Source organism: Alteromonas sp. ALT199 (assembly GCF_018619335.1).
Taxonomy (GTDB): domain Bacteria; phylum Pseudomonadota; class Gammaproteobacteria; order Enterobacterales; family Alteromonadaceae; genus Alteromonas.
This window is the reverse complement of sequence record NZ_JAHHDX010000159.1, coordinates 56,527-78,616: the sequence shown is the minus strand read 5'-3', so window position 1 is coordinate 78,616 and position 22,090 is coordinate 56,527. Positions and strand designations below refer to the sequence as shown.

22 protein-coding genes and 1 pseudogene are annotated in these 22,090 nt (G+C 44.8%); 10 read left to right on the top strand and 13 right to left on the bottom strand.

All coding sequences use genetic code 11. The annotated features are described in order from the left end of the window. Positions 1–112 precede the first annotated feature (112 nt). Positions 113–688 (bottom strand): LON peptidase substrate-binding domain-containing protein, encoded by a 576-nt coding sequence (locus KL866_RS18220; RefSeq protein ID WP_029661453.1) that lies wholly within the window; start codon positions 686–688, stop codon positions 113–115. 258 nt (positions 689–946) lie between these two features. Here KL866_RS18220 and KL866_RS18215 point away from each other — a divergent pair, with 258 nt between their 5' ends. From KL866_RS18215 to KL866_RS18195, 5 genes are read left to right on the top strand one after another with little or no spacing between them, the layout of a single operon-like run. Further along, positions 947–1,390 (top strand): nuclear transport factor 2 family protein, encoded by a 444-nt coding sequence (locus KL866_RS18215; RefSeq protein ID WP_025255812.1) that lies wholly within the window; start codon positions 947–949, stop codon positions 1,388–1,390. Beyond that, a complete protein-coding gene (locus KL866_RS18210) occupies positions 1,387–2,106 on the top strand; it encodes an SDR family NAD(P)-dependent oxidoreductase (RefSeq protein ID WP_025255813.1) in 720 nt (239 codons plus the stop codon). The genes KL866_RS18215 and KL866_RS18210 overlap by 4 nt, the downstream gene beginning before the upstream one ends. An 11-nt stretch (positions 2,107–2,117) precedes the next feature. Further along, a complete protein-coding gene (locus KL866_RS18205) occupies positions 2,118–3,383 on the top strand; it encodes an NAD(P)/FAD-dependent oxidoreductase (protein ID WP_214996328.1) in 1,266 nt (421 codons plus the stop codon). Then, complete coding sequence (locus KL866_RS18200; RefSeq protein ID WP_214996326.1) at positions 3,380–4,123, top strand: DUF1365 domain-containing protein; 744 nt, start codon at positions 3,380–3,382, stop codon at positions 4,121–4,123. The genes KL866_RS18205 and KL866_RS18200 overlap by 4 nt, the downstream gene beginning before the upstream one ends. 2 nt (positions 4,124–4,125) lie before the next feature. Continuing rightward, positions 4,126–5,382, top strand: coding sequence for a cyclopropane-fatty-acyl-phospholipid synthase family protein (locus KL866_RS18195; RefSeq protein WP_214996324.1), 1,257 nt, complete (start codon positions 4,126–4,128; stop codon positions 5,380–5,382). Positions 5,383–5,484: 102 nt separating this feature from the next. On the opposite strand, the gene KL866_RS18190 is transcribed toward KL866_RS18195, so the two are convergent. Both KL866_RS18190 and pomA read right to left on the bottom strand, forming a co-directional pair. Beyond that, positions 5,485–6,414, bottom strand: coding sequence for a flagellar motor protein MotB (locus tag KL866_RS18190; RefSeq protein ID WP_025255817.1), 930 nt, complete (start codon positions 6,412–6,414; stop codon positions 5,485–5,487). After that, a complete protein-coding gene (pomA, locus tag KL866_RS18185) occupies positions 6,414–7,175 on the bottom strand; it encodes a flagellar motor protein PomA (protein WP_025255818.1) in 762 nt (253 codons plus the stop codon). The genes KL866_RS18190 and pomA overlap by 1 nt, the downstream gene beginning before the upstream one ends. Positions 7,176–7,569: 394 nt before the next feature. Here pomA and xseB point away from each other — a divergent pair, with 394 nt between their 5' ends. The 3 genes from xseB to dxs are packed head-to-tail and all read left to right on the top strand — an operon-like array spanning position 7,570 to position 10,645. Beyond that, positions 7,570–7,812 carry an exodeoxyribonuclease VII small subunit gene (gene xseB / locus KL866_RS18180; RefSeq protein ID WP_025255819.1) on the top strand — a complete coding sequence of 81 codons (243 nt, stop codon included), beginning with the start codon at positions 7,570–7,572 and terminating at the stop codon, positions 7,810–7,812. A 29-nt stretch (positions 7,813–7,841) separates the two neighbouring features. Next, a complete protein-coding gene (locus KL866_RS18175; RefSeq protein ID WP_025255820.1) occupies positions 7,842–8,732 on the top strand; it encodes a farnesyl diphosphate synthase in 891 nt (296 codons plus the stop codon). A gap of 32 nt (positions 8,733–8,764) precedes the next feature. After that, complete coding sequence (gene dxs / locus KL866_RS18170) at positions 8,765–10,645, top strand: 1-deoxy-D-xylulose-5-phosphate synthase (RefSeq protein ID WP_214996322.1); 1,881 nt, start codon at positions 8,765–8,767, stop codon at positions 10,643–10,645. Positions 10,646–10,805: 160 nt separating this feature from the next. Here the strand turns inward: dxs and KL866_RS18165 are convergent, their stop codons facing one another. The 10 genes and pseudogenes from KL866_RS18165 to lpxD all read right to left on the bottom strand — a co-directional run bounded on the left by KL866_RS18165 (position 10,806) and on the right by lpxD (position 19,451). Continuing rightward, complete coding sequence (locus KL866_RS18165) at positions 10,806–11,306, bottom strand: phosphatidylglycerophosphatase A (RefSeq protein ID WP_025255830.1); 501 nt, start codon at positions 11,304–11,306, stop codon at positions 10,806–10,808. Between the two features lie 39 nt (positions 11,307–11,345). Further along, a complete protein-coding gene (gene thiL, locus KL866_RS18160; RefSeq protein WP_214996320.1) occupies positions 11,346–12,311 on the bottom strand; it encodes a thiamine-phosphate kinase in 966 nt (321 codons plus the stop codon). 48 nt (positions 12,312–12,359) lie between these two features. Continuing rightward, entirely contained in the window at positions 12,360–12,782 is a 423-nt protein-coding gene (gene nusB, locus KL866_RS18155; RefSeq protein ID WP_014979773.1) for a transcription antitermination factor NusB, read from the bottom strand. Between the two features lie 12 nt (positions 12,783–12,794). Next, positions 12,795–13,267, bottom strand: a pseudogene (ribE, locus tag KL866_RS18150) (6,7-dimethyl-8-ribityllumazine synthase). Positions 13,268–13,469: 202 nt separating this feature from the next. Further along, positions 13,470–14,570, bottom strand: coding sequence for a bifunctional 3,4-dihydroxy-2-butanone-4-phosphate synthase/GTP cyclohydrolase II (gene ribBA, locus KL866_RS18145; RefSeq protein ID WP_025255833.1), 1,101 nt, complete (start codon positions 14,568–14,570; stop codon positions 13,470–13,472). 20 nt (positions 14,571–14,590) lie between these two features. After that, positions 14,591–15,253, bottom strand: a complete 663-nt coding sequence (locus KL866_RS18140; RefSeq protein ID WP_025255834.1) for a riboflavin synthase — start codon at positions 15,251–15,253, stop codon at positions 14,591–14,593. 20 nt (positions 15,254–15,273) lie between these two features. Next, positions 15,274–16,413: a bifunctional diaminohydroxyphosphoribosylaminopyrimidine deaminase/5-amino-6-(5-phosphoribosylamino)uracil reductase RibD gene (gene ribD, locus KL866_RS18135; protein ID WP_025255835.1), complete on the bottom strand. Its 1,140-nt coding sequence runs from the start codon at positions 16,411–16,413 to the stop codon at positions 15,274–15,276. Between the two features lie 50 nt (positions 16,414–16,463). Next, complete coding sequence (nrdR, locus tag KL866_RS18130; RefSeq protein ID WP_012517538.1) at positions 16,464–16,913, bottom strand: transcriptional regulator NrdR; 450 nt, start codon at positions 16,911–16,913, stop codon at positions 16,464–16,466. 98 nt (positions 16,914–17,011) lie between these two features. Further along, a complete protein-coding gene (gene glyA / locus KL866_RS18125) occupies positions 17,012–18,268 on the bottom strand; it encodes a serine hydroxymethyltransferase (protein ID WP_025255836.1) in 1,257 nt (418 codons plus the stop codon). A gap of 154 nt (positions 18,269–18,422) precedes the next feature. Beyond that, positions 18,423–19,451, bottom strand: coding sequence for a UDP-3-O-(3-hydroxymyristoyl)glucosamine N-acyltransferase (lpxD, locus tag KL866_RS18120; RefSeq protein ID WP_025255837.1), 1,029 nt, complete (start codon positions 19,449–19,451; stop codon positions 18,423–18,425). 336 nt (positions 19,452–19,787) lie between these two features. On the opposite strand from lpxD, the gene ettA reads away from it, so the two are divergent. Both ettA and KL866_RS18110 read left to right on the top strand, forming a co-directional pair. After that, on the top strand, positions 19,788–21,455 hold the full coding sequence (gene ettA, locus KL866_RS18115; RefSeq protein WP_025255838.1) for an energy-dependent translational throttle protein EttA: 1,668 nt from the start codon (positions 19,788–19,790) through the stop codon (positions 21,453–21,455). A 193-nt stretch (positions 21,456–21,648) separates the two neighbouring features. Continuing rightward, complete coding sequence (locus tag KL866_RS18110) at positions 21,649–22,056, top strand: PilZ domain-containing protein (protein ID WP_214996318.1); 408 nt, start codon at positions 21,649–21,651, stop codon at positions 22,054–22,056. Positions 22,057–22,090 lie beyond the last annotated feature (34 nt).

Below are 22,090 nucleotides of genomic sequence, written 5' to 3'. Positions count from 1 at the left end.
CGTCCGCTTTTCCGTTTTGGTTGTATTATTCTACGACGTTATGACTTAAAGCGTTTGCGAAAATCGCAAATGTCGGATTACGAATTTGTAATGTCAATTTTAACTCTCAATATTAAACGATTAGTGCAGAGAGGTAATTTACCAAGCTAGTACATTCTCTTTGCGCTAAAAAGTGCTGCTTTTGCGAGCCATCGACTGGCAGTAATTCTAACCACCGATTTAATACCCAGTTGGGGCAGTCAAATTTTGGTGATTCGTATAGCGATGCCAATTCTTCGTAATTTCCAAATATTTCTTTAAGCCGCTCGTCCATAGGCGCTATTTGTTGAGGGGCCAAATCGCATTTCCAAGGCTCTAAAACCTTACAGCTTCCAGTGCGAAGACCATCGTTTTCAACTTCAATGCTACTTACCTCAACTAAACTAGAACCAGCAACCTTTATGCCAAGCAACCCATCGTCGAGCATGTCAAAGTCGACAACCTGTGCGTATGTCCCTATTTTATGGATATGTTCATTTGAATCTTTGTCGCCATTCGCATTTAGCATACACATCACAAAGCCTTTATTTTCGGCACATGCCTGCTTAACCATGCGCACATACCTAGGCTCAAAAATACGCAACGCCATCCTGCCCTCAGGCAATAGGTGCGCAGATAAAGGAAATAAGGGAAAACGTTCTACACTCATACTCAACACTTCCGAAAACACGAAAATAGTTACGCAACTGAGTACAAATAGGATCTAATGGGAAAATTTTTCACGGATAAATTGTTAAACATGATCTTAAGAACACCGTTTAATGTAAATTATGATTTAGATAAAAACATTAACAGATTTTAGATCAGAGACTTGCAACTCAATTTTTGAAAGTTGTATGAAGACGTAATGATACATTTCAATTAACTTGTACGTCGACTCTTAATCTTTCAACGTGAAGGAAGCTGTATGGATGTCATTGAGCGCTTTTGTAAAATTTACACAGATATATGTCAGATTTCTCCAGCAGAGTTAGAATCCATCTACGCTAATGACATTTTATTTATAGACCCTATCACCACGCATCGCGGAATAAATGAAGTTAAAGACTATTTTGCTAATCTATTAACCCAAGCTCAAAGCTGTCAATTCGATATCGCTAACATCTTCACCTGTTCATACAATTCATCACAAAGCCAGTCTGATGTATCGCACGTTGTAAATTGGACGATGACCCTGGTTCTTAAAAACAACGCTAAAGTAATTACTCTAGATGGTACAACCCAACTTGGCGTTAATAACGACCGCATCATTTACCATAAAGATTACTACGATTTGGGCGAAATGGTTTACGAGCACGTACCTATTCTAGGTTTTATAATCAAAAAGATTAAAGGGAAGCTAGCGAAATGAAGACTATTCTGATTACTGGCGCAACGTCAGGAATAGGTAAGGCATTAGCAATCAAGGCTGCCGATAATGGATATCACGTCATTGCGTGTGGAAGAAACAGAGAAGCTCTGAATGAACTGAGCAAATATAGTAACATTAGCGGTCGTCAATTTGACGTCTCAGATCTCGAAGATACACGCCAGGCACTAGCCAATGTTAAGTTCGATATTGCTGTACTTAATGCTGGAACCTGTGAATACGTAGACCTTGAGGATTTCGAGCCAGAGATGTTCCGCCGCGTTTTCGAACCTAATTTCTTCGGCGTGGTTCATTGTGTTGACGCGCTTCTTCCACGGTTAAAAGACGGGGATAAGCTAGTAATAGTCGACAGTATGGCCCGTCTATTACCTTTCACTCGCACTCAAGCTTATGGTTCTAGCAAAGCCGCCCTGCACTATTTCACAAAGTCATTAGAAGTCGATCTTCACCATAAAGGAGTGAAGGTACAAGCTGTATCACCTGGCTTCGTAGAAACTCCATTGACCGACAAAAATGACTTTGAAATGCCGATGAAGATTAGCGCTGAAGAAGCCGCTGAAGCCATGCTTAAAGGAATAGAAAGTAGTAAGCAAACCGTTTTCTTCCCTCGCTTCTTTGGGTTTATTCTGCGCTTTATGCACATTTTACCAGCACTGCTTCAAAAGCGTTTATCCCTGGCCATGCGAGAAAAACAATAAGAGAACTAAGAATGAATAATAAGATAGCCATAATAGGCACAGGTATTTCAGGGTTAACCTGTGCACACCTTCTAAACCGACAGCATGACATCACAGTTTACGAAGCGAATGACTACATTGGTGGTCACACTGCGACAAAGAAAATAGATGATAACGGCCAGACACATCATATTGATACAGGCTTTATCGTTTTCAATGACTGGACTTACCCTAACTTTATCAAGCTTATTACTCAGCTTAACGTTGAATACCAACCAACAGAAATGAGCTTCTCTGTGATGAGTAAAAAAGCGAACCTAGAGTACAACGGTAATAACTTAAATAGTTTATTTGCACAGCGAAGTAATATTTTAAGGCCCAAGTTTTGGCGGATAGTAAAAGATATATTAACGTTTAACAAAGCGTGTAAAGCGATGGTAGCCGAGAAACGGGACACGTCTACGTTGACGCTCGAAGATATTATTAAAGAGTTAAAGCTAAGCGATGATTTCGCACGCTATTATATATTGCCTATGTGCGCAGCTATTTGGTCTAGTAGTCTAGAGCAGACAAGAAAATTCCCATTAACCTTCTTCTTGCAGTTTTTCAATAATCACGGCTTGCTCAATATTACTGACCGACCACAATGGTACACAATTAAAGGTGGCTCTAGCCAATACATCCCGCCTTTGATCGCGCCATTTCAATCAAAAATCAAACTATCTACCGCCGTTGTTTCAGTGGCCAAAAGCGATGATAAGTGGAAAGTTACCGACTCATCAGGCGACGTAGTGATATATGACCATGTGGTATTTGCCTGCCACAGCGACCAAGCGTTAAAAATGCTTCATTCTCCAACCGTGCTTCATCAAGAAATTCTTGGCAATATTCCTTATGCGGAAAATGATGTAGTGATGCACAAAGACACAGGCCAATTACCTAAAAGGAAGTTGGCGTGGGCAAGCTGGAACTACAGCTTAAAAGAGGATGCAAGCGAGGAAGCCCGCCCCGCTTCTGTCACTTACAATATGAATATTCTGCAGCGATTAGAGGCGGAACGTACTTATTGTGTAACGCTGAATAATACGCTTGAAATCGACGAACATAGTATTTTGCGAAGCTACCAATACGCTCACCCACAATACAGTGCCAACATGGTTGAAGCGCAGTCACGAAGAAGAGAGATTTGCGGCGTAGATAACTTACATTTTTGTGGTGCTTATTGGTACAACGGTTTTCACGAAGACGGCGTTACTAGCGCCTTAGATGTTTGCGCTCGCTTTGGTGAAGCCCTGTGATAGAAAGCGCAATATATAAAGGCAAGGTGTATCATCAACGCTTCAAGCCTACCCAACACAAGTTCGACTACGACATTTATCTGTTTTGGTTAAAGCTTGATGCCGACGAACTTGAAACCTTATCTAGCCAGGTGACACACTTTAGTGCTATTGATAAAGCGAGGGTTTGCTTTAAGAGAGAAGACTATTTAGGCGACGCTTCAATTTCGTTGAAACAAGCCGTATTGGAAAGGATGACTGAGTTAAATGATGGTAGAGCGCTAAACGGCGACGTTTTTATACTGGGACAGCTGCGCACGTGGGGGCTATACTTTAGCCCAGTAAATTTTTATTACCTTCGCAATACTGAGGGTAAATATACTCACATGCTTGCTGAGGTTAGCAACACACCTTGGAATGAGCGTTATCATTATCTTGTAAACCTAGACACCCAAGACGATACGCCAAAGGCATTTCACGTATCGCCTTTCAACCCTATGGATATGACCTATAAATGGTCGATTTCCCAGCCTTCGACTAGACTTTCCTTAGCAATGGATTGCGTCAGAGAAGACAAAGAATTCAGCGCAGGTATAAACTTAACTAAATTTACTTTAGATAATGCGAATCTATCTGCCGCACTTAAACGTATACCCAGTATGACAATAAAAACTGTGGCCGGAATTTATTGGCACGCGCTTAAGTTACTGCTGAAACGAACGCCACTATATACACATCCAGAAAAGAGTCAGGAACAATAATAATGTCTTTCGGTGAATCTGTACTACTGACCACTTCAGAGGTCTCTTTTGTAGATAAAACTTGTAGAACACTATTTTTGAAGTGTTTAAATCAGCTTCCATTTGGTCGCTTAATTATTCAAGAAAACGGCGACGTAATAGCACGTTTTGGCGAAGAAAATAGCGATTTGAGCGCAACGGTTAACATTAAAGATGTTCAGGCGTACCGTCAATTATTGCTGGGCGGCAGCGTTGGCGCTGGCGAAGCTTTTATGGATGGGTTGTGGGACAGTGACGACGTGACTGCGGTAGTAAGGATCTTCGCCAGAAACTTACCCACACTTGACGAGTGGGAAAACAAGTTCAAATGGGTCACCATGCCTATTAATAAGCTTCAACATTTTGCCCGTCGAAACACCAAAGACCAAGCTAAGAAGAATATCGAAGCGCACTATGATTTGGGCAACAAGCTTTATACCCGCTTTCTTGACCCCACAATGATGTACTCTTCGGCCATCTATCCCGATTCAAATGCTACACTGAACGACGCGCAGAATTACAAACTAAAAGCCATTTGTGACAAACTACAACTGGCCGAAGCAGACCATCTTCTAGAAATTGGTACAGGCTGGGGCGGCCTTGCCGTTTACGCTGCTAAACATTATGGCTGCAACGTAACTACTACTACTATTTCAGAAGAACAGCACGCATGGGCCAAAGATTGGATTGTACGTGAGGGGCTTGAAAATAAAATTACGCTACTGAAAAAAGACTATCGTCTACTTGAAGGTAAGTACGATAAGCTGGTTTCTATTGAAATGATTGAAGCCGTTGGTAAAGAGTATTTAGGTAACTTTTTCGCAAAATGCGCTTCTCTTTTGAAAGACGACGGTCTTATGTTACTTCAGTCAATAACCATTGATGACCGACGTTATGACAGCTACTCAAGCAGCGTAGATTTCATTCAGAAATACATTTTTCCGGGTGGTTTTTTGCCTTCGCAATATCAGCTAAATGCCCATCTTAAAAAGTACACGAATATGATGATTCGTGACCTACACGATATTGGTATCGACTATGCCAAAACCCTGAGCCATTGGTATGATGCATTTATTTCCGCAAAGGATGAGTTACTGAGCGATGGGTACGATGAGCGCTTTATGCGTATGTGGACCTATTACCTGAAGTATTGCGAAGGCGGCTTTTTAGAAAGAACCATCAGCACTGTACAACTTGTTATATCTAAACCTCAGTACAGAGAGGATTTGGCTAGAGTTTGACTATCTTAGCTGGGTGAATACCCAGCAAGCACTTTGAAACCAAAAAGCGGTGCTATATGGCACCGCTTTTACGTGGATATCGCATTTTCAAAGGCGTAACGCTTAATCGTCAACCACTGATATGGGTTTAGATATCATTGGTTTACCTTGGTTAATATTAATTTCCACTCGGCGATTTTTGGCTCTATCGCTCGGTGTCGTTGCATTTTCAACGATGGGGTTGGTATCTGCTTTGCCGACAACAGACATACGGCTTTCATCAAAACCCGGCGCCGTCCGCATGGCTTCTGCCACCGCTACAGCACGTTGTGACGACAAATCCCAGTTAGACCGATAAAGCTCATTGGCAATATGCTGACCATCGCTGTGCCCAGAAATTTCAATTTCACCAGGCACATCCGCTAACAACGAACCAATTTTGCGTAGCACAGGCTGAAATTGTGGCTGTAAAAATGCTGACCCCGCGGAAAACGAGCCATTCTCTCGAATACGAATAGTAAGCTGCTGCCCCAGCGACTCCATCTCTACTGACCCGTCTAAAATTTGTTTTTCTAATTGTTGGGCCACTTTTTTCATTAGCTCAGCCATTTGAGACTGATCGGTGCTCTGCTCAGCCGACGAAGATGACTCAGTAGCCGTTTGTTGAGACTGTCCGCCGCGTTGTTCCCCACGCTGCTTCTGTCTACCACCGGCAGAGTCTTCATTTCCTGCCTGAAACTCTAGCATTTGCTGGGTCATTTCGTTGGTTTGCTGCTGAATGGACTCAATTGGCGTAGGGTCAGGCTTACCCGGGCGAAACTCCATGGCTATAACGCTAGTGCCCTTTGGAATGTCTTTCACTTCGATTTTATTTTGTACACCGAATGCAAATTTCATTGAGCCTGCAATTTGCTTAAATTTGAGCACATCCATTTCTGAGAATGAAAGTAGAAGTACAAAAAAGCACATAAGCAACGACATCAAGTCTGCGAAGGTCCCCATCCAAGCTGGAAGCCCCTCGGGGGGGCATTTTGGGCATTCTTCTTCGGCCATTACTCTTCCTCTGCGCTTCCGCGTTTGCTCGCCGCGAGATAATTTTTCAATACGCCTTCAATAACTCGCGGATTTTGACCATCTGCTATGCCGACTATACCGTCTAAAACAAGACTTTGATTTAGCTTCTCTTCCCCTGCTCGCACAGACAGCTTGAAAGCAATTGGCAAGCAAATAACGTTAGCGAAAAAAGCACCATATAGCGTGGTAAGTAGCGCTACCGCCATAGCAGGACCGATAGCTTTTGGATCATCCATGTTTGATAGCATAGCAACCAAGCCAATCAAGGTTCCAATCATTCCCATGGCCGGTGCGATATCACCCATGCCTTTAAAGAATGAAGCCCCAAAATCGTGGCGCTCTGACGTCATTGATATATCTTTTGCTAGTGTTTCTCTAACCACCTCAATATCGTGACCATCAACCAGCATATCGACGCCTTTTTGCATAAATTCGTTAGCGATTTCTGCTTCCTCTAATGCAAGAAATCCCCCTTTACGCGCTGCATCAGCCATTTCTACAATTTTTTCAATGAGCTCTTCTGGCGACTCAATTTTAAACATGAATGCTTTGCCAGCAATTTTACCTGCACCGAAAAACTGACCTAAAGTAAACTGTGACAAGACAACAAATAAGGTCCCACCAAATACGATCAATATTGATTGGACGTCGATGAACATGCTCAAGCTGCCACCAAGAATCATAGCCATAACTATGAAACCAATAGCGCCCAACATACCTATGACGGTTGCTAAATCCACTCACTCTTCCCCATTTATGCGCAGTCAGTGCTGTTAATGTACAAATATTCTATCGGCCATAGATAGAAATACTAAAACGACATTATTGAAAAATATCACATTTATTTGTTTTTTATGAAGTGTGTTCACTACTAATGTGTAACTCGAAGCGTTTTGCGAATATCTACGCTAATCGGCTCGAGTAATGTCCTAATTTCGACTTCACTTTAGCAAGTAATCTAACCACTAATGTCGAATATAGCACAATTTCTCCAATTTCAGCTTTTCCAACTGAATGAAAAAGAAGCTATGCCATAGTGATATTGGCGATATACAGACAAACCATTTGACCCTTGTGCGGCCCTCGGTTAATGTGCGCGGTATACGTATTTTGGCCACTATATTGAGTGTTTTTATGACGAAAGAAAAAGCATCAGCGTCTTTTGAAGAAACCTTATCAGAACTCGAAGCTATCGTTAACGAGATGGAAAACGGTGATCTGCCTCTTAATAAAGCGCTAGAAAAATTTGAACGCGGCATAGCACTTTCTCGTCGAGGCCAGCAATCGCTTGAAGATGCCGAGCAAAAAGTAAAAATACTACTTAGTGAACAAGGCGAAGAAACGCTTCAAACTCTTCCTGAAAATGAACAGCCGTAAGTCGTTCATTTTTAACTAACAGGCAATCTATGAATTTTTCTGCTTTGCATCAGCAAGTCAAACAACAAACTGATGCATCACTTCTTACATTAATAGACGAATTACCCGATTATGCGCCGCGCTTGAAAGACGCGATGCGCCACGCATTACTCGCTGGCGGCAAGCGTATGCGTCCGCTTCTGGTTCAGGTTGTGGGCAACACGTTAGACGTGCCAAAGAAAGATCAGATGGCCATCAGCATGGCTATTGAGTGCGTGCACGCTTACTCGTTGGTTCACGACGATTTACCAGCCATGGATGACGACGACTTGCGTCGTGGTATGCCAACTTGTCATATAGCCTTCGATGAAGCGACGGCTATTTTAGCTGGCGATGCGCTTCAAGCGCTTGCATTTACGGTATTAGCCGATGCGCCGCTAAGTACACATGCTGAAGCGAAGCGTGGCCAATTACTGTCTGTGCTTGCAAAAAGTGCGGGTTACGTTGGCATGTGTGGTGGCCAGGCTATTGATTTAGCAAGTACTGGTAAAGCCATCTCGTTAGAAGAGCTAAAACAACTCCACAGGCTGAAAACCGGTGCTTTGCTAAAAGCCTGTGTCGAAATGGTTGCCATCGTTAGTGAAGGCTTACTGCCTCAAACTAAAATTGACTTAATGGCTTATGCCGCGGATATTGGGCTAGCATTCCAAGTTCAAGACGATATTTTAGACGTCGAAGGCAGTAGCGAACAATTAGGTAAACCTGCAGGGTCAGACGAAGCATTAGGGAAAAACACCTTTCCAGCTAAGCTTGGTATGGAAGGTACTAAGCGAGAATTAGAAATGCTTCACAATAATGCACTTCAAGCATTGGCGCGTTTACCCTACAATACTGACAGTTTAATTGCGTTTAGCGAGCTTTTGGTAAAACGTGACCATTAGCCACGCGCCATGTTGAAAAAGATAATAAGTAAATGAGTTTAGATCTCCAACATTACCCAACGCTTGCGCTTGCGCAAACACCTGAAAAATTGAGGCAACTGCCCCAAGAGAAATTACGTGAACTAGCCGACGAATTACGTGAGTACTTACTAAATAGCGTAAGCCAAACTAGTGGCCACTTCGCTTCAGGTCTAGGCACGGTAGAGCTTACAGTCGCGTTGCATTATGTATACAACACGCCCGTTGACCGTTTATTATGGGATGTAGGGCATCAAGCCTATCCGCATAAAATTCTTACCGGCCGTGCAGAACGCATGAGTACCATTCGCCAAAAGAATGGCCTACACCCTTTCCCTTGGCCCCCTGAAAGTGAATACGACACCTTTGCCGTTGGGCATTCTTCTACTTCAATAAGCGCCGCGCTTGGTATGGCTGTGGCTGCCGAAAAAGAAGGAAAAGATCGTAAAGTAGTGGCGGTTATTGGCGATGGCGCAATGACAGCAGGTATGGCTTTCGAGGCACTTAACCATGCCGGCGATATTAAAAAAGACATGGTGGTTGTACTTAACGACAACGAAATGTCTATTTCTGAAAACGTGGGTGCATTAAACAGTCACCTAGCACGTTTGCTTACGGGCAACTTTTTCAATTCTATACGTGATGGCGGTAAAAAACTGTTAAGCAACGTACCGCCTATAAAAGAGTTTGCCAGCCGTGCAGAAGAGCACATTAAAGGCATGGTTGTGCCGGGCACAATCTTTGAAGAGCTTGGATTTAATTACATTGGCCCTATTGACGGTCACGATGTAAACGCAGTGGTAGACACCCTTCGCAATATGCGTAACTTTGAAGGTCCTCAGCTTTTACATGTCGTCACTAAAAAAGGTAAGGGCTACGCCGTTGCTGAAGAAGACCCTATTAAATTTCACGCGGTGCCAAAATTTAATCCGGCAGATAACGCTCTGCCAAAGTCGAAGCCTTCTGCCCCTACCTACTCAGCTATTTTTGGAAAATGGCTATGTGATATGGCCGCGCAAGATCCTAAGCTTATGGCGGTGACTCCCGCTATGCGCGAAGGTTCAGGCATGGTTGAGTTTTCTCAGCGTTTTCCAGAGCAGTATTTCGATGTTGCCATTGCCGAACAGCATGCGGTGACCTTTGGTGCCGGACTTGCAAAAGACGGAATGAACGCCGTAGTAGCCATTTATTCTTCATTTCTCCAGCGCGCCTACGATCAATTAATTCACGACGTTGCAATTCAAGACTTACCAGTACTATTTGCTATCGATAGAGCGGGTATTGTGGGGGCCGATGGCCCTACTCACCAGGGTGCGTTTGATATAGCTTTCCTTCGCTGTATTCCAAATATGGTCGTTATGGCACCGTCAGACGAAAATGAGTGTCGTCAAATGCTCTACACCGGTCACAAGCTGCAAAAGCCTACTGCAGTGCGTTACCCTCGCGGTGCTGGCATGGGAGTTACACCAGATGAAGCCATGACAGAACTTGAGATTGGTAAATCACGTACTTGTCGTGAATCATCAAAGGGTCATTCTGAAAGCGTAGCTATTCTTAACTTTGGCTGCTTGTTGCCAAACGCACTTGAAGCGGCAGAGGCAATCGACGCCACCGTCATCGATATGCGGTTTATAAAACCAATAGATGGCGACGCCGTTTTAAAAGCTGCAAATGAACACAGCGCACTTATCACGTTAGAAGACGGCTGTATTATGGGTGGTGCTGGCAGCGCAGTGCTTGAGCACTTACAGCAGAATGGTGTTTTAAAAGCGGTGAAAATGTTAGGTCTGCCTGATAGTTTTATCCTGCAAGGTACACAACAGGAAATGTACAAAGAGCACGGCTTGGATGCTGAAGGTATCGTTGCTGCGGCGAATAGTCTTAAGGCTGAATAGTTTGCTGTAAAACTAGCCTAATAAAGCAAGATGTTTTGCAGACCGAGAACATAAAAAATAAAGCCCGCTAATTGCGGGCTTTTTCCTAATGTTTTGTCGTTGTCGTCTAACTTTCATCTGAAGCGCATTTATCAGAGCGGCTTTGAATGTTCAAAACTAGCTAGAACACCGCCAGGGCTGCTGGCCAGAACACCATTAATAAATGTAAGCAGCCACATGCCATAGCGCCAGCGAGAAGATCATCTAACATAATGCCTGTGCCGCCGTGTAAGCGCTTATCTATAACGCCTATTGGCCATGGCTTTAAAATATCGAAAAGCCTGAAGAGAATAAACCCAATAAGCAAGGATGACGCTGAAATAGGTACAAATAGGAAGGTCACAAACATGCCCGCTATTTCATCCCACACGATGGATCCGTGATCGTGAACCTGCATATCCTCAGCGGTCTTACCACACAGATAAATACCTACAATTGAAAATATAAGCGTGACCGCGATGAAAGAAATTATGGAAATCTGGCTGCACGCTATAAGAAGCGGTAATGCAGCAAGAGAGCCAAATGTTCCGGGCATGAAAGGAGTTAGCCCACTGCCAAAGCCTAGCGCGAGAAAATGAACAGGATTTTTCATACTCACTCTAGCGCGATATTCAGCCTGCATGCTTCTTCCTTTTTATAACTTTTGCTGGATATAGGTTGCCTAAAAGGCGTGTTCGTAACCAGAAGTATTAGTCGGCGTATACTTTTCATTATCTTTGAGCAATGAAAGTGTGCCGTTGTGACCTGTTAACTGTCCGATACACGTGGCTTTAACGTTAGTACTAGCCAACGAGGTTTCAAGGCTTCCGCGCTGCTCTTCACTTACGGTAAAAATAAGCTCATAGTCATCACCAGCCGTCAACGCGTATTCGATAGCTTGTTCTGATGTGACCGCACTTGTAAGCGCGCGTGACAGCGGTAAGCGCTCCACATGAACATTCGCACCGCAGTTAGACGCTTTTAAAATGTGTCCTAAATCTGAAATCAATCCATCAGAGACATCAATGCACGACGTTGCAATACGTCGAATCGCTGTTCCCACCGCTACTCGAGGGGTTGGGAAGTAATGGCGGTTTACCAATACGTCTTTTGCTTCACCACTTACACTTAACTTATTTTGCAGAATATCTAAGCCTGCTCCTGCATCACCAAGCGTTCCGGTAACGTAAAGCCAATCACCCGGCTTCGCGCCACTGCGCGTTAGTTCTGAACCAGGTGGTATAAAACCTTGTGCAGTAATAGTAAACGCCATGGGGCCTTTTACAGTATCGCCACCAATAAGCTGGACAGAATAGTACTGAGTAAGCTCGTATAAACCAGATACAAAGTCATCTAACCACTCTTCTTTCACTTCAGGAAGAGATAGGGATAGACTAATCCAAGCTGGCTCCGCGCCCATAGCAGCCAAGTCGCTCAAATTAACAGCAACTGTTTTGTATGCCACAGACTTTGCGGGCGCATCTTCAAAAAAATGCACTCCAGCGACAAGAGTATCGGTAGTAACGGCAAGCTGTTGGTTTTCAGGAACCGTTGTTACAGCACAGTCATCACCAATACCAATAACAACGTCTTTGCGTTTGTGGCCACTGTTTGAAAAATAGCGGCCGATAAGATCAAATTCTTTCACGGTAATTATTAAACCCTTTCAGCGGCAATCCATGCCGCCACGGTAAGGTTAGTCGCGCTCGTCTTTACGCAACGTGCGCACTGCTTTATCCAGTGCACCATTAATGAATTTATGGCTTTCTTCAGCACCAAATGCCTTAGCAAGCTCAATCGCTTCATTAATAATTACGCGGTAAGGTACGTCAATGCGTTCGGTCAGTTCCAGCGTCGCAATGCGCAAGATCGCTTTTTCAATAGCGTCTAACTCTTCTGGCAAACGGCCAAGGTAAGGCTTAATGGTTGCATCAAGGTTGCTTGCGTTGTGGGCAACACCACGAAGCAAGGCTTGAAAATACGCCATGTCTACCTTTTGCATGTCGTTACTGGTGGCTAGCGCCAGTTCAACCTGCTGGATATCGTTGTGACTCATTTGCCATGAATACACGCCTTGAAGGGCGAGTTCACGGGCTTTACGACGAGCTGAAACTTTCACTTAATGTTTACCTTAAAGCTTTTCAACAGCATCGATAACGTTAACCATTTCTAGGGCACCTAGTGCGGCTTCCGCACCTTTATTGCCCGCTTTGGTTCCAGAACGCTCGATAGCTTGTTCAATTGAATCTGTTGTGATTACGCCAAATGATACGGGTACGCCGTATTCAAGTGATACTTGCGCAAGGCCTTTATTACTTTCACCTGCTACAAAATCAAAGTGTGGCGTGCCGCCACGAATGACCGCACCAAGTGCGATAATGGCGTCAAATGACTTTTTCTCAGCTAATTTCTTAGCAATAACAGGTAACTCGTATCGCCAGGTACACGTACTACCGTGATATCGTCGTCGCTTACTTCACCGTGACGCTCAAGCGTGTCTAACGCACCTTCTAATAAGCTTTCAACAACAAAGCTATTAAAGCGTGATACAACGATAGCAAACTTCTTACCGGTTGCTCTGATATTACCTTCAATTACCTGCATGGATTCATTCCTCGAGAAAAAACGGCGCGAAGTATACCACAACTGCGCCCAAACTAAATCGATTGTTTCTTTAACTTCAACTATTCGTAAACGGCTGCTTTGTGCTTAACAAAATGCGGTGGCGGAGCGTACAGGGATGTATTCACCGCTTGTTTGCGACGAGCATTCCCTCTGCACTTTTACTGTTGCCTACACCCCAGAGCTAGTCGTGTACGTACTCCACCACTTCAAGGCCGTAGCCTGACAGTGCGTGGTATTTAATTGGCTTACTAAGAAGACGCATTTTGTGTACACCCATCGATGAAAGAATTTGGCTACCTACACCTATAGTACGCGACGAACCTTGCCAGTCAGCGCCAGTTGGGCGTTCGCCTCTATCTTCTGCAGCAAAGCGGCGTACCTGGCTTTCAATATGCTCTTCTTTACCTAATAGCACCAACACGCCGCCTTCTTCTGAAATTTTACGCATGCCATCAGCTAGCGTCATTGAGCGGTGGATACCGCGCGTCGAGCCAAGAAGATCACTAAACGTATTGTGAAGATGTACACGAACAAGTGTCGGCTCATCTTCGTTAATGTCGCCTTTTTTAAGCGCATAATGAAGCTGGTTGTCGATGCTGTCTTTAAACGTGTGAAGCTCGAAATCGCCGTACTCGGTCGGCATGTTGCACTGAGCGACTTTCTGAATGGTCGTTTCGTTTAAATTGCGATATTCAATTAAATCAGCAATGGTGCCAATTTTAAGGTTGTGTTTTTCAGCGAATTTTTCTAACTCTGGACGACGAGCCATAGTGCCGTCTTCATTAAGAATTTCTACAATAACACCTGCTGGCTCTAACCCTGCCAAACGTGGCAAATCCACACCCGCTTCAGTGTGACCCGCGCGATTAAGTACACCGCCCTCTTTAGCAATTAATGGAAAGATATGACCAGGCTGAACGATGTCTGTCGCCTTAGCGTCTGTGGCGACTGCCGCTTTAATTGTAGTTGCGCGATCTGCCGCTGAGATTCCGGTTGTCACGCCGGTTGCTGCTTCAATAGACACGGTGAAGTTGGTAGAAAACTGCGCTTCGTTTTTATCAACCATTAAGGGAAGATTTAGCGTGCGGCAGCGCTCTTGAGTCATTGGCAAACACACCAAGCCACGAGCGTGAGTAACCATAAAGTTAATGGCTTCTGGTGTGACATGCTCCGCCGCCATGATTAAATCACCTTCGTTTTCCCTATCTTCATCATCCATCAAGATAACCATTTTACCTTGGCGAATGTCTTCAATTATTTCTTGTGTAGTGTTAAATGCCATGTTGTGTGCTTCTTGTAGGGTTATTTTCTTAAAAATCCGTTCTCGGCAAGGAATGCCATGTCGATGCCTTTACTTGTTGGCTCAGCAGCTTTATCGCCTAACATTAATCGCTCTAAATAGCGCGCAATAACATCAACCTCTAGGTTTACCGCTGTGCCCACTTTATAGCTTCCCATAATCGTTTCTTGCAACGTATGAGGAATTATCCAAAGCATGAATTCCGCGCCATTGACTTCGTTCACGGTCAAACTGATACCGTCGACGGTGATGCTGCCTTTGTGCGCAATGTATTTCGCTAGTGCTTCAGGCGCCTTTACCCAGAACTCGACATAATCTGAGTGCTTGATAATTTGCGTAACCTCGCCCACGCCGTCCACGTGACCTGACACGATATGACCGCCTAAACGGTCGCTAGGGCGCATCGCTTTTTCAAGATTAACGGTTGAGCCTGCACTGTAATGTGCAAACCCGGTTAGTTTGATAGTTTCGGCAGACACGTCTGCGCAGTAATAATCGGGCCCCATATCAGTTACGGTTAAGCAAACTCCATTGGTCGCGATACTGTCGCCAAGGGCGACATCAGACATATCAAGCGTAGGTGACGCAACGGTTAGGCGAATATCGTTGCCACGGTTATCAAGCTTTTTAATAGTACCTAGCGCTTGAATAATTCCAGTAAACATAAGGTTCCTCTTTAATCGCGTTAACCACGAGTGTTGCTAACATCAGGGCGATAGATAAGCTTAATATCGTTCCCCACCTGACGATTTTCAATAAGCGAAAGCGAAATACATGTATTTAAAGACGTAAACGCTGGCAAATTAACCATACTTATTCCCTTATCACCTAAAAGCTTAGGCGCTTGGTAGCAAATTAGCTCATCCACCAGCCCTTCGCACAACAATGCACCGGCTAAGCCTGGGCCCGCTTCCACCCATACTTCATTATATTGCTTATCGCCTAATGCAGACATTAGTGCATGTAAGTTTAGCTTACCGTCTTTTTCATCCACCACTAGGTAGTGCTGTGCTGCCGTATCTGGATGGGACTGAGAAGTAGCTGTTAAGGTAATATTGCCGTCGTTAAATAACGCGTAGTCTCGACTGAGTTCACTTTTACTATCAACCACAACACGGGCAGGCTGTCGAATGTGCTCAAGAGGATAGTCTGTGAACTGCGCCTCTTGTTCTCTAACTAACAAACTAGGGTTATCGGCTTTTACTGTACCCGAGCCTGTAAGTACCACGCAGCTTTGCGCGCGGTAGCGCTGCACATCGCGCCTCGCCTCTGGTCCAGTAATCCATTGACTCTCACCGTTTTGAAGGGCTATCTTTCCATCTAAGCTAATGCCTAATTTCAGACGAACAAAAGGCTTGCCGGTAAGCATGCGTTTAATAAAACCAGGGTTTAGTGCAGCAGCTTCTGCGGCCATTACATCACTGACCACTTCAATGCCTGCTTCCTGCAAGATGCTTATACCGTTACCGCAAACGTTTGGGTTAGGGTCGGTCATGGCTATAACCACCCGCGCTACTTTTGCTTCAACCAAAGCCACTGCACAAGGCGGCGTGCGGCCAAAATGACTGCAAGGTTCAAGGGTAACGTAAGCCGTCGCGCCTTTTGCGCCGTCTTCTCGTGTATTAACTGCTTGTCTTAATGCATGTACTTCAGCGTGAGGGGTGCCAGCTTGGATATGATATCCCTGACCTAATAGCTGATTGTTTTCATCAACAATTACGCAACCAACGCGAGGGTTAGGAGAAGTGGTATAGCGCCCTTGTTGGGCAAGTTGAATGGCTTTTGCCATCCAATGATAATCGTTTTTAACCGTTTCGTGGTTCACTTGGATTCCTGTTGTAGCCCTAAGTGCCTGAGATTTTGGGTATGTCCGACCTAATCCCCTAATCGTGCAATTTCTTCTCCAAATTCACGAATGTCTTCGAAGGAACGATAAACGGAGGCGAACCTGACATAGGCAACTTTGTCGAGTTCTTTTAGGGCTTTCATTATAAGGTTGCCAAGCAGTTCGCTACTCACCTCACGTTCACCCGTTGCACGCAACTGTGACTTCAGTGAAAGGATACACTGTTCAACCTTTTCAGTGCTAACAGGGCGCTTTTCCAGTGCCCGTTGCAAGCCTGCACGAAGTTTGTCTTCGTTAAACGGTTCACGAGAGCCATCGCGCTTTATCACGCGGGGCATGACAAGTTCGGCACTTTCAAAGGTCGTGAAGCGCTCGTGACACACCATGCATTCGCGGCGTCTACGCACTTGTTGCCCTTCTGCAACCAAACGAGAATCAATGACTTTTGTTTCTTGTTCTGAACAAAAAGGGCAAAACATAAATATTCCTTAAATATTGCGTACTTAGTCTAATCAATCGAACCTAGACTAGTTAGTCCAGCATTAGTATCAAAGTACGCAATAAAACACAATCCTATTTATTTATAAACAGGGAATTGTGCGCAAAGAGCAACCACTTCGTCTTGAACACGCTTAATAACTGACTCATCGCCCATGTTATCTAGAATGTCGCAAATCCAAGTAGCAACTTGCTTAGCTTGTTCTTCTTTAAAACCACGGCGAGTAATCGCTGGACTACCGATACGAAGACCACTGGTTACAAACGGTGAACGCGGGTCATTTGGAACCGAATTTTTGTTAACGGTGATGTTTGCTGCGCCTAAGGCCGCGTCTGCATCTTTACCCGTAATGTCCTTATCAATGAGGTCAAGAAGGAACAAGTGGTTGTCAGTACCGCCAGAAACGATGTTATAACCGCGCTCTTGCATTACAGAAACCATAGCTTTCGCATTAGCAACAACCTGCTGCTGATACACTTTAAATTCTGGCTGTAATGCTTCTTTGAAAGCAACCGCTTTAGCCGCGATTACATGGCAAAGAGGGCCACCTTGGTTACCTGGGAATACCGAGCTATTAAGCTTTTTGTAAATTGCTTCGTCGCCACATGCTGACAAGATTAGACCACTACGCGGGCCTGCAAGGGTTTTGTGCGTAGTCGTTGTTACTACGTGTGCGTGAGGAAGTGGATTAGGATAAACGCCAGCTGCTACAAGACCTGCAACGTGCGCCATATCTACAAGCAAGTACGCGCCGATGCTATCTGCAATTTCACGGAATTTAGCCCAATCGACAATACCTGAATAGGCAGAGAATCCACCGATAATCATTTTTGGTTTGTGCTCTTTAGCTAGCGCCTCAACCTGAGCATAGTCAATTTCACCGGTTTCTTTGTTCAAACCGTACTGAACAGCGTTGTACGTTTTACCCGAAAAGTTTACGTGTGAACCGTGAGTCAGGTGACCACCTTCGGAAAGGCTCATTCCCAATACCGTATCGCCGGCGTCAAGTAGCGCCATGAATACAGCAGAGTTTGCTTGTGAACCAGCGTGTGGCTGAACGTTTGCATAGTCTGCACCAAATAGCGCTTTTGCGCGGTCAATGGCGAGTTGTTCAACAACGTCTACATGCTCACAACCACCGTAGTAACGCTTGCCAGGATAACCTTCAGCATACTTATTCGTAAGCTGCGAACCCTGTGCTTCCATTACACGTGGACTACAGTAGTTCTCAGAGGCTATTAGCTCAATGTGATGTTCTTGACGCTCAACCTCTTTAGACATTGCATCGGCTAACTCAGGATCGAAGTCGGCTATATTCATTTCGCGAGAAAACATGGGGGCTCCTTAACTGCGGTTTTTATATGGCGTTACGCACTGATTGCTCAAATTCGAGCCATATTCTAGTCATTTTCGGTTACTTGTATACCGCTTTATGACCAAATTAATATAAATGGCACAGGTTTAACGTAATACCTGCGCCAGCGCGAGATCAGACCTGTTTTTCAAGGGCTTTAACACGGTCAAATAAACTACCAATTTTGGCTAGGCGAACTGTATTTTTACGCCAGTCGCGGTTAGTTTGTGCTGGCTGACCAGAAGAATAAACACCCGGTTCAGTAATATCTTGTACAATCATGGTATAGCCAGTTACCTGAACATTGTCGCAGATGCTGATATGACCGTTGATGCCGACTCCACCGCCAATAATCACGTGTTTGCCAATGTGACAACTGCCGGCAATACCGGTCGCGCCGCAAATGCAAGAATGATCGCCAATAATGCAGTTATGGCCAATTTGTACTTGATTGTCGATAATAACGTTGGTGCCTAACACCGTATCTTCCATAGCACCGCGATCAATACTGCTGCTCGCACCAATTTGACTGTCGTCACCAATACGAACTGATCCAGTTTGCGGAATAGGTATCCAAACACCCTTGTCGTTTGCATAACCAAAACCCGCAGCTCCAATTACCGTTTGACTGTGAATTGTCACGCGCTTACCAACGACGACGTCGTGATAAATGGTCACATTCGGGTGAATAGTACAGCCTTCACCAATGTGAGTGCCTCTGCGGATAACGGTATTCGCGCCAACCGTAACTCTATCACCCAGCACTACGTTATCTTCAATAATAACGTTGTGCCCTAGCGACACATCACTGCCGATACGTGCAGACGGCGCGATAACCGCTGACTCAGCAATGCCTGTAGCAACCGCTGGTGTGGTATCGAATAGTTGCGCGATAAGCGCAAAGGCCGCGTGAGGGTTTGCCACAACTAATGCAGGCACTGGGCTGTCACCTTTTAGGCTCTCGTGCAGAATAACCGCGCCGGCATTAGTATCTTTCAACTGTGGTTTATATTTAGGGTTGGTCAGAAACGAAATTTGATGCGATGCTGCACCAGATAGCGTGCCCACTGCAGAAATAGTGATATTGCCATCGCCCTGCACTTCCCCACCTACATGTTTGGCGAGCTCATCCAGACTGTATATGCGTTTATTCATAGCGGTCATCTTAATTGCCTGTTCAGAAATATGAATAGTATTGAGTCTATCGCTTTGGGTTCTCTATCGCTGCCTGTTAGCTCACCCAAAAGCCCCTGTTTACTCATGCTTATAAAATTAAGTTTACCTTAAATCAACTCGCCAACCGATGCATAAATCGATATTTTTAACTTGAGCGTTCAAAATATCACCAAGAGGTACAAGACCTAACGTAAGTGGCAAGGGCTTGTTGACCTTTGATGAACAGCAAAGGTCAACAGGCCCTAGCATAAACTACCCTGTTACGAGTAGAATACGCCACAATCACTTTTTTATTTTTCACCGCTTATTCAGCGAGGATAGAGCATGGCGCAATACGTTTACAGTATGCATCGCGTGGGCAAAATCGTCCCACCTAATAGACACATTTTAAAAAATATCTCACTTAGCTTTTTTCCAGGCGCCAAAATTGGTGTGTTAGGTCTAAACGGTGCGGGTAAATCAACCCTGCTTCGTATTATGGCTGGCGTAGATACCGATATCGAAGGTGAGGCACGTCCACAGCCGGGGCTGAAAGTAGGCTATCTTCCACAGGAACCTCATCTTGATGAAACCAAAGATGTTCGTGGCAATATCGAAGAAGCCGTGGCCGATGTTAAGCACGCACTGACTCGCCTAGACGAAGTCTATGCCGCTTATGCAGAGGCAGACGCAGATTTCGACGCACTTGCTAAAGAACAAGGTGAGCTAGAAGCTATCATTCAAGCGAAAGATGGCCACAATTTAGAAAATGCCTTAGAGCGTGCTGCAGATGCCCTTCGCCTGCCAGCTTGGGATGCGGACGTAAGCAAACTATCTGGTGGTGAGCGTCGCCGTGTTGCGCTTTGTCGCTTGCTTTTAGAAAAGCCTGAGATGTTGCTTCTTGACGAACCGACCAACCACTTGGACGCGGAATCAGTGGCATGGCTGGAGCGCTTCCTTCACGATTATGAAGGTACAGTGGTAGCTATTACCCATGATAGATATTTCCTTGATAACGTGGCGGGTTGGATTTTAGAGCTTGACCGAGGTGAAGGTATTCCATGGGAAGGTAACTACTCTTCTTGGTTGGAGCAAAAAGAAAACCGACTTGAGCAAGAAGAGCGCACCGAAACGGCACGTATGAAGAGCATGAAACAGGAACTTGAGTGGGTACGTTCAAACCCGAAAGGTCGTCATGCTAAAAGTAAAGCCCGTATGGCTCGTTTTGAAGAACTATCGACCAGCGATTACCAAAAGCGTAACGAAACTAACGAACTCTTCATCCCACCAGGTGAGCGCTTAGGTGATAAGGTTATTGAGGTCAGCAACCTTAAAAAGTCCTATGGCGATCGTGTACTAATTGATGATTTAACGTTTAAAGTACCGAAAGGTGCAATCGTAGGTATTGTTGGCCCTAACGGTGCGGGTAAATCGACCTTATTCAGAATGCTTACCGGCGCTGAGCAACCTGATTCAGGTAACATAGATTTAGGTGATACCGTTCAGATTGCTGCGGTAGAACAGTTCCGCGACCACATGAACGAAGAAAACACTGTGTGGAAAGAAATTTCTGACGAGCAAGATATTATTCGCATTGGTAACTTTGAAATTAACAGCCGCGCATACTGCAGCCGCTTTAACTTCAAAGGCACCGATCAGCAGAAGTTTATTAAAGACTTGTCAGGTGGTGAGCGCAACCGTGTACACCTTGCAAAACTGCTTAAAGCTGGCGGTAACGTATTGCTGCTGGATGAGCCAACCAACGACCTAGACGTAGAGACACTTCGCGCCCTAGAGAACGCGCTGTTGGAATTCCCTGGCTGTGCCATGGTTATCTCGCACGACCGCTGGTTCTTAGACCGTGTTGCAACTCACATCATAGATTACCGCGATGAAGGTAACATTAGTTTCTTTGAAGGCAACTATTCAGACTACGAAAGCTGGTTGAAGCAGGAGTTTGGAAAAGATGTAGTTGAACCCCATCGCCTTAAATATAAGCGAATGTCTAAATAAAGGTAATGTAGGGTAGACATTTCCTTACCTTTAAAGCCCAAGAGCCGCTGTCATCGATAGCGGCTTTTTTATTTGCCTGCTTTTCGTTGCGAACGCGAGAAAATTAACCAATACTAATACCAGTTCGCATAGATAATTGCCCACTCAGAAGGCACTGGTATAAAAGCGTATACAAAAATTAGGTATTTCAGTAATGACAGACAAGCGTCAATTTCAACGGGTATCACTAAATGTAAATGGCACACTGGCACATAACGACATCAGTATTGATGTGGTAGTCAGCGACGTTTCTTTGCAAGGCATTAAACTTCAGGCAACCGAAACTGCATTGTCGAACCTACCGTTCGACAGCCATGAACCTTATGTTGCTACCTTTCAAGCAAATGATGACAGCCCAGTCATTACCCTTTCCATCTCGCAGCTATATCGCCACGCGGACAGCAGGCAGGAGCTTGTTTCTTTAGGGTGCAAAGTAGAGCGTATGGATGTGGACAGCATAAGCGCCCTTCGCCGTTTAATCACCTTAAACAGCGATGACGCGAGTATTGAAGAAAAAGACCTTAACGCATTGGTTAATGCGGTCTATCAAGCGCAAAATTAAAACCTAGAGAGACTACAGGTACTAACTACGCTGT

Coding starts and splice junctions, on each gene's coding strand:
- nrdR (WP_012517538.1), bottom strand. CDS start 16,913: ATGTTTTGCCCTTTTTGTTCAGAACAAGAAACAAAAGTCATTGATTCT.
- ettA (WP_025255838.1), top strand. CDS start 19,788: ATGGCGCAATACGTTTACAGTATGCATCGCGTGGGCAAAATCGTCCCA.
- KL866_RS18210 (WP_025255813.1), top strand. CDS start 1,387: ATGAAGACTATTCTGATTACTGGCGCAACGTCAGGAATAGGTAAGGCA.
- KL866_RS18175 (WP_025255820.1), top strand. CDS start 7,842: ATGAATTTTTCTGCTTTGCATCAGCAAGTCAAACAACAAACTGATGCA.
- KL866_RS18220 (WP_029661453.1), bottom strand. CDS start 688: ATGAGTGTAGAACGTTTTCCCTTATTTCCTTTATCTGCGCACCTATTG.
- glyA (WP_025255836.1), bottom strand. CDS start 18,268: ATGTTTTCTCGCGAAATGAATATAGCCGACTTCGATCCTGAGTTAGCC.
- dxs (WP_214996322.1), top strand. CDS start 8,765: ATGAGTTTAGATCTCCAACATTACCCAACGCTTGCGCTTGCGCAAACA.
- KL866_RS18215 (WP_025255812.1), top strand. CDS start 947: ATGGATGTCATTGAGCGCTTTTGTAAAATTTACACAGATATATGTCAG.
- KL866_RS18205 (WP_214996328.1), top strand. CDS start 2,118: ATGAATAATAAGATAGCCATAATAGGCACAGGTATTTCAGGGTTAACC.
- KL866_RS18195 (WP_214996324.1), top strand. CDS start 4,126: ATGTCTTTCGGTGAATCTGTACTACTGACCACTTCAGAGGTCTCTTTT.
- lpxD (WP_025255837.1), bottom strand. CDS start 19,451: ATGACCGCTATGAATAAACGCATATACAGTCTGGATGAGCTCGCCAAA.
- KL866_RS18110 (WP_214996318.1), top strand. CDS start 21,649: ATGACAGACAAGCGTCAATTTCAACGGGTATCACTAAATGTAAATGGC.
- KL866_RS18165 (WP_025255830.1), bottom strand. CDS start 11,306: ATGCAGGCTGAATATCGCGCTAGAGTGAGTATGAAAAATCCTGTTCAT.
- KL866_RS18190 (WP_025255817.1), bottom strand. CDS start 6,414: ATGGCCGAAGAAGAATGCCCAAAATGCCCCCCCGAGGGGCTTCCAGCT.
- KL866_RS18140 (WP_025255834.1), bottom strand. CDS start 15,253: ATGTTTACTGGAATTATTCAAGCGCTAGGTACTATTAAAAAGCTTGAT.
- ribBA (WP_025255833.1), bottom strand. CDS start 14,570: ATGGCATTTAACACTACACAAGAAATAATTGAAGACATTCGCCAAGGT.
- xseB (WP_025255819.1), top strand. CDS start 7,570: ATGACGAAAGAAAAAGCATCAGCGTCTTTTGAAGAAACCTTATCAGAA.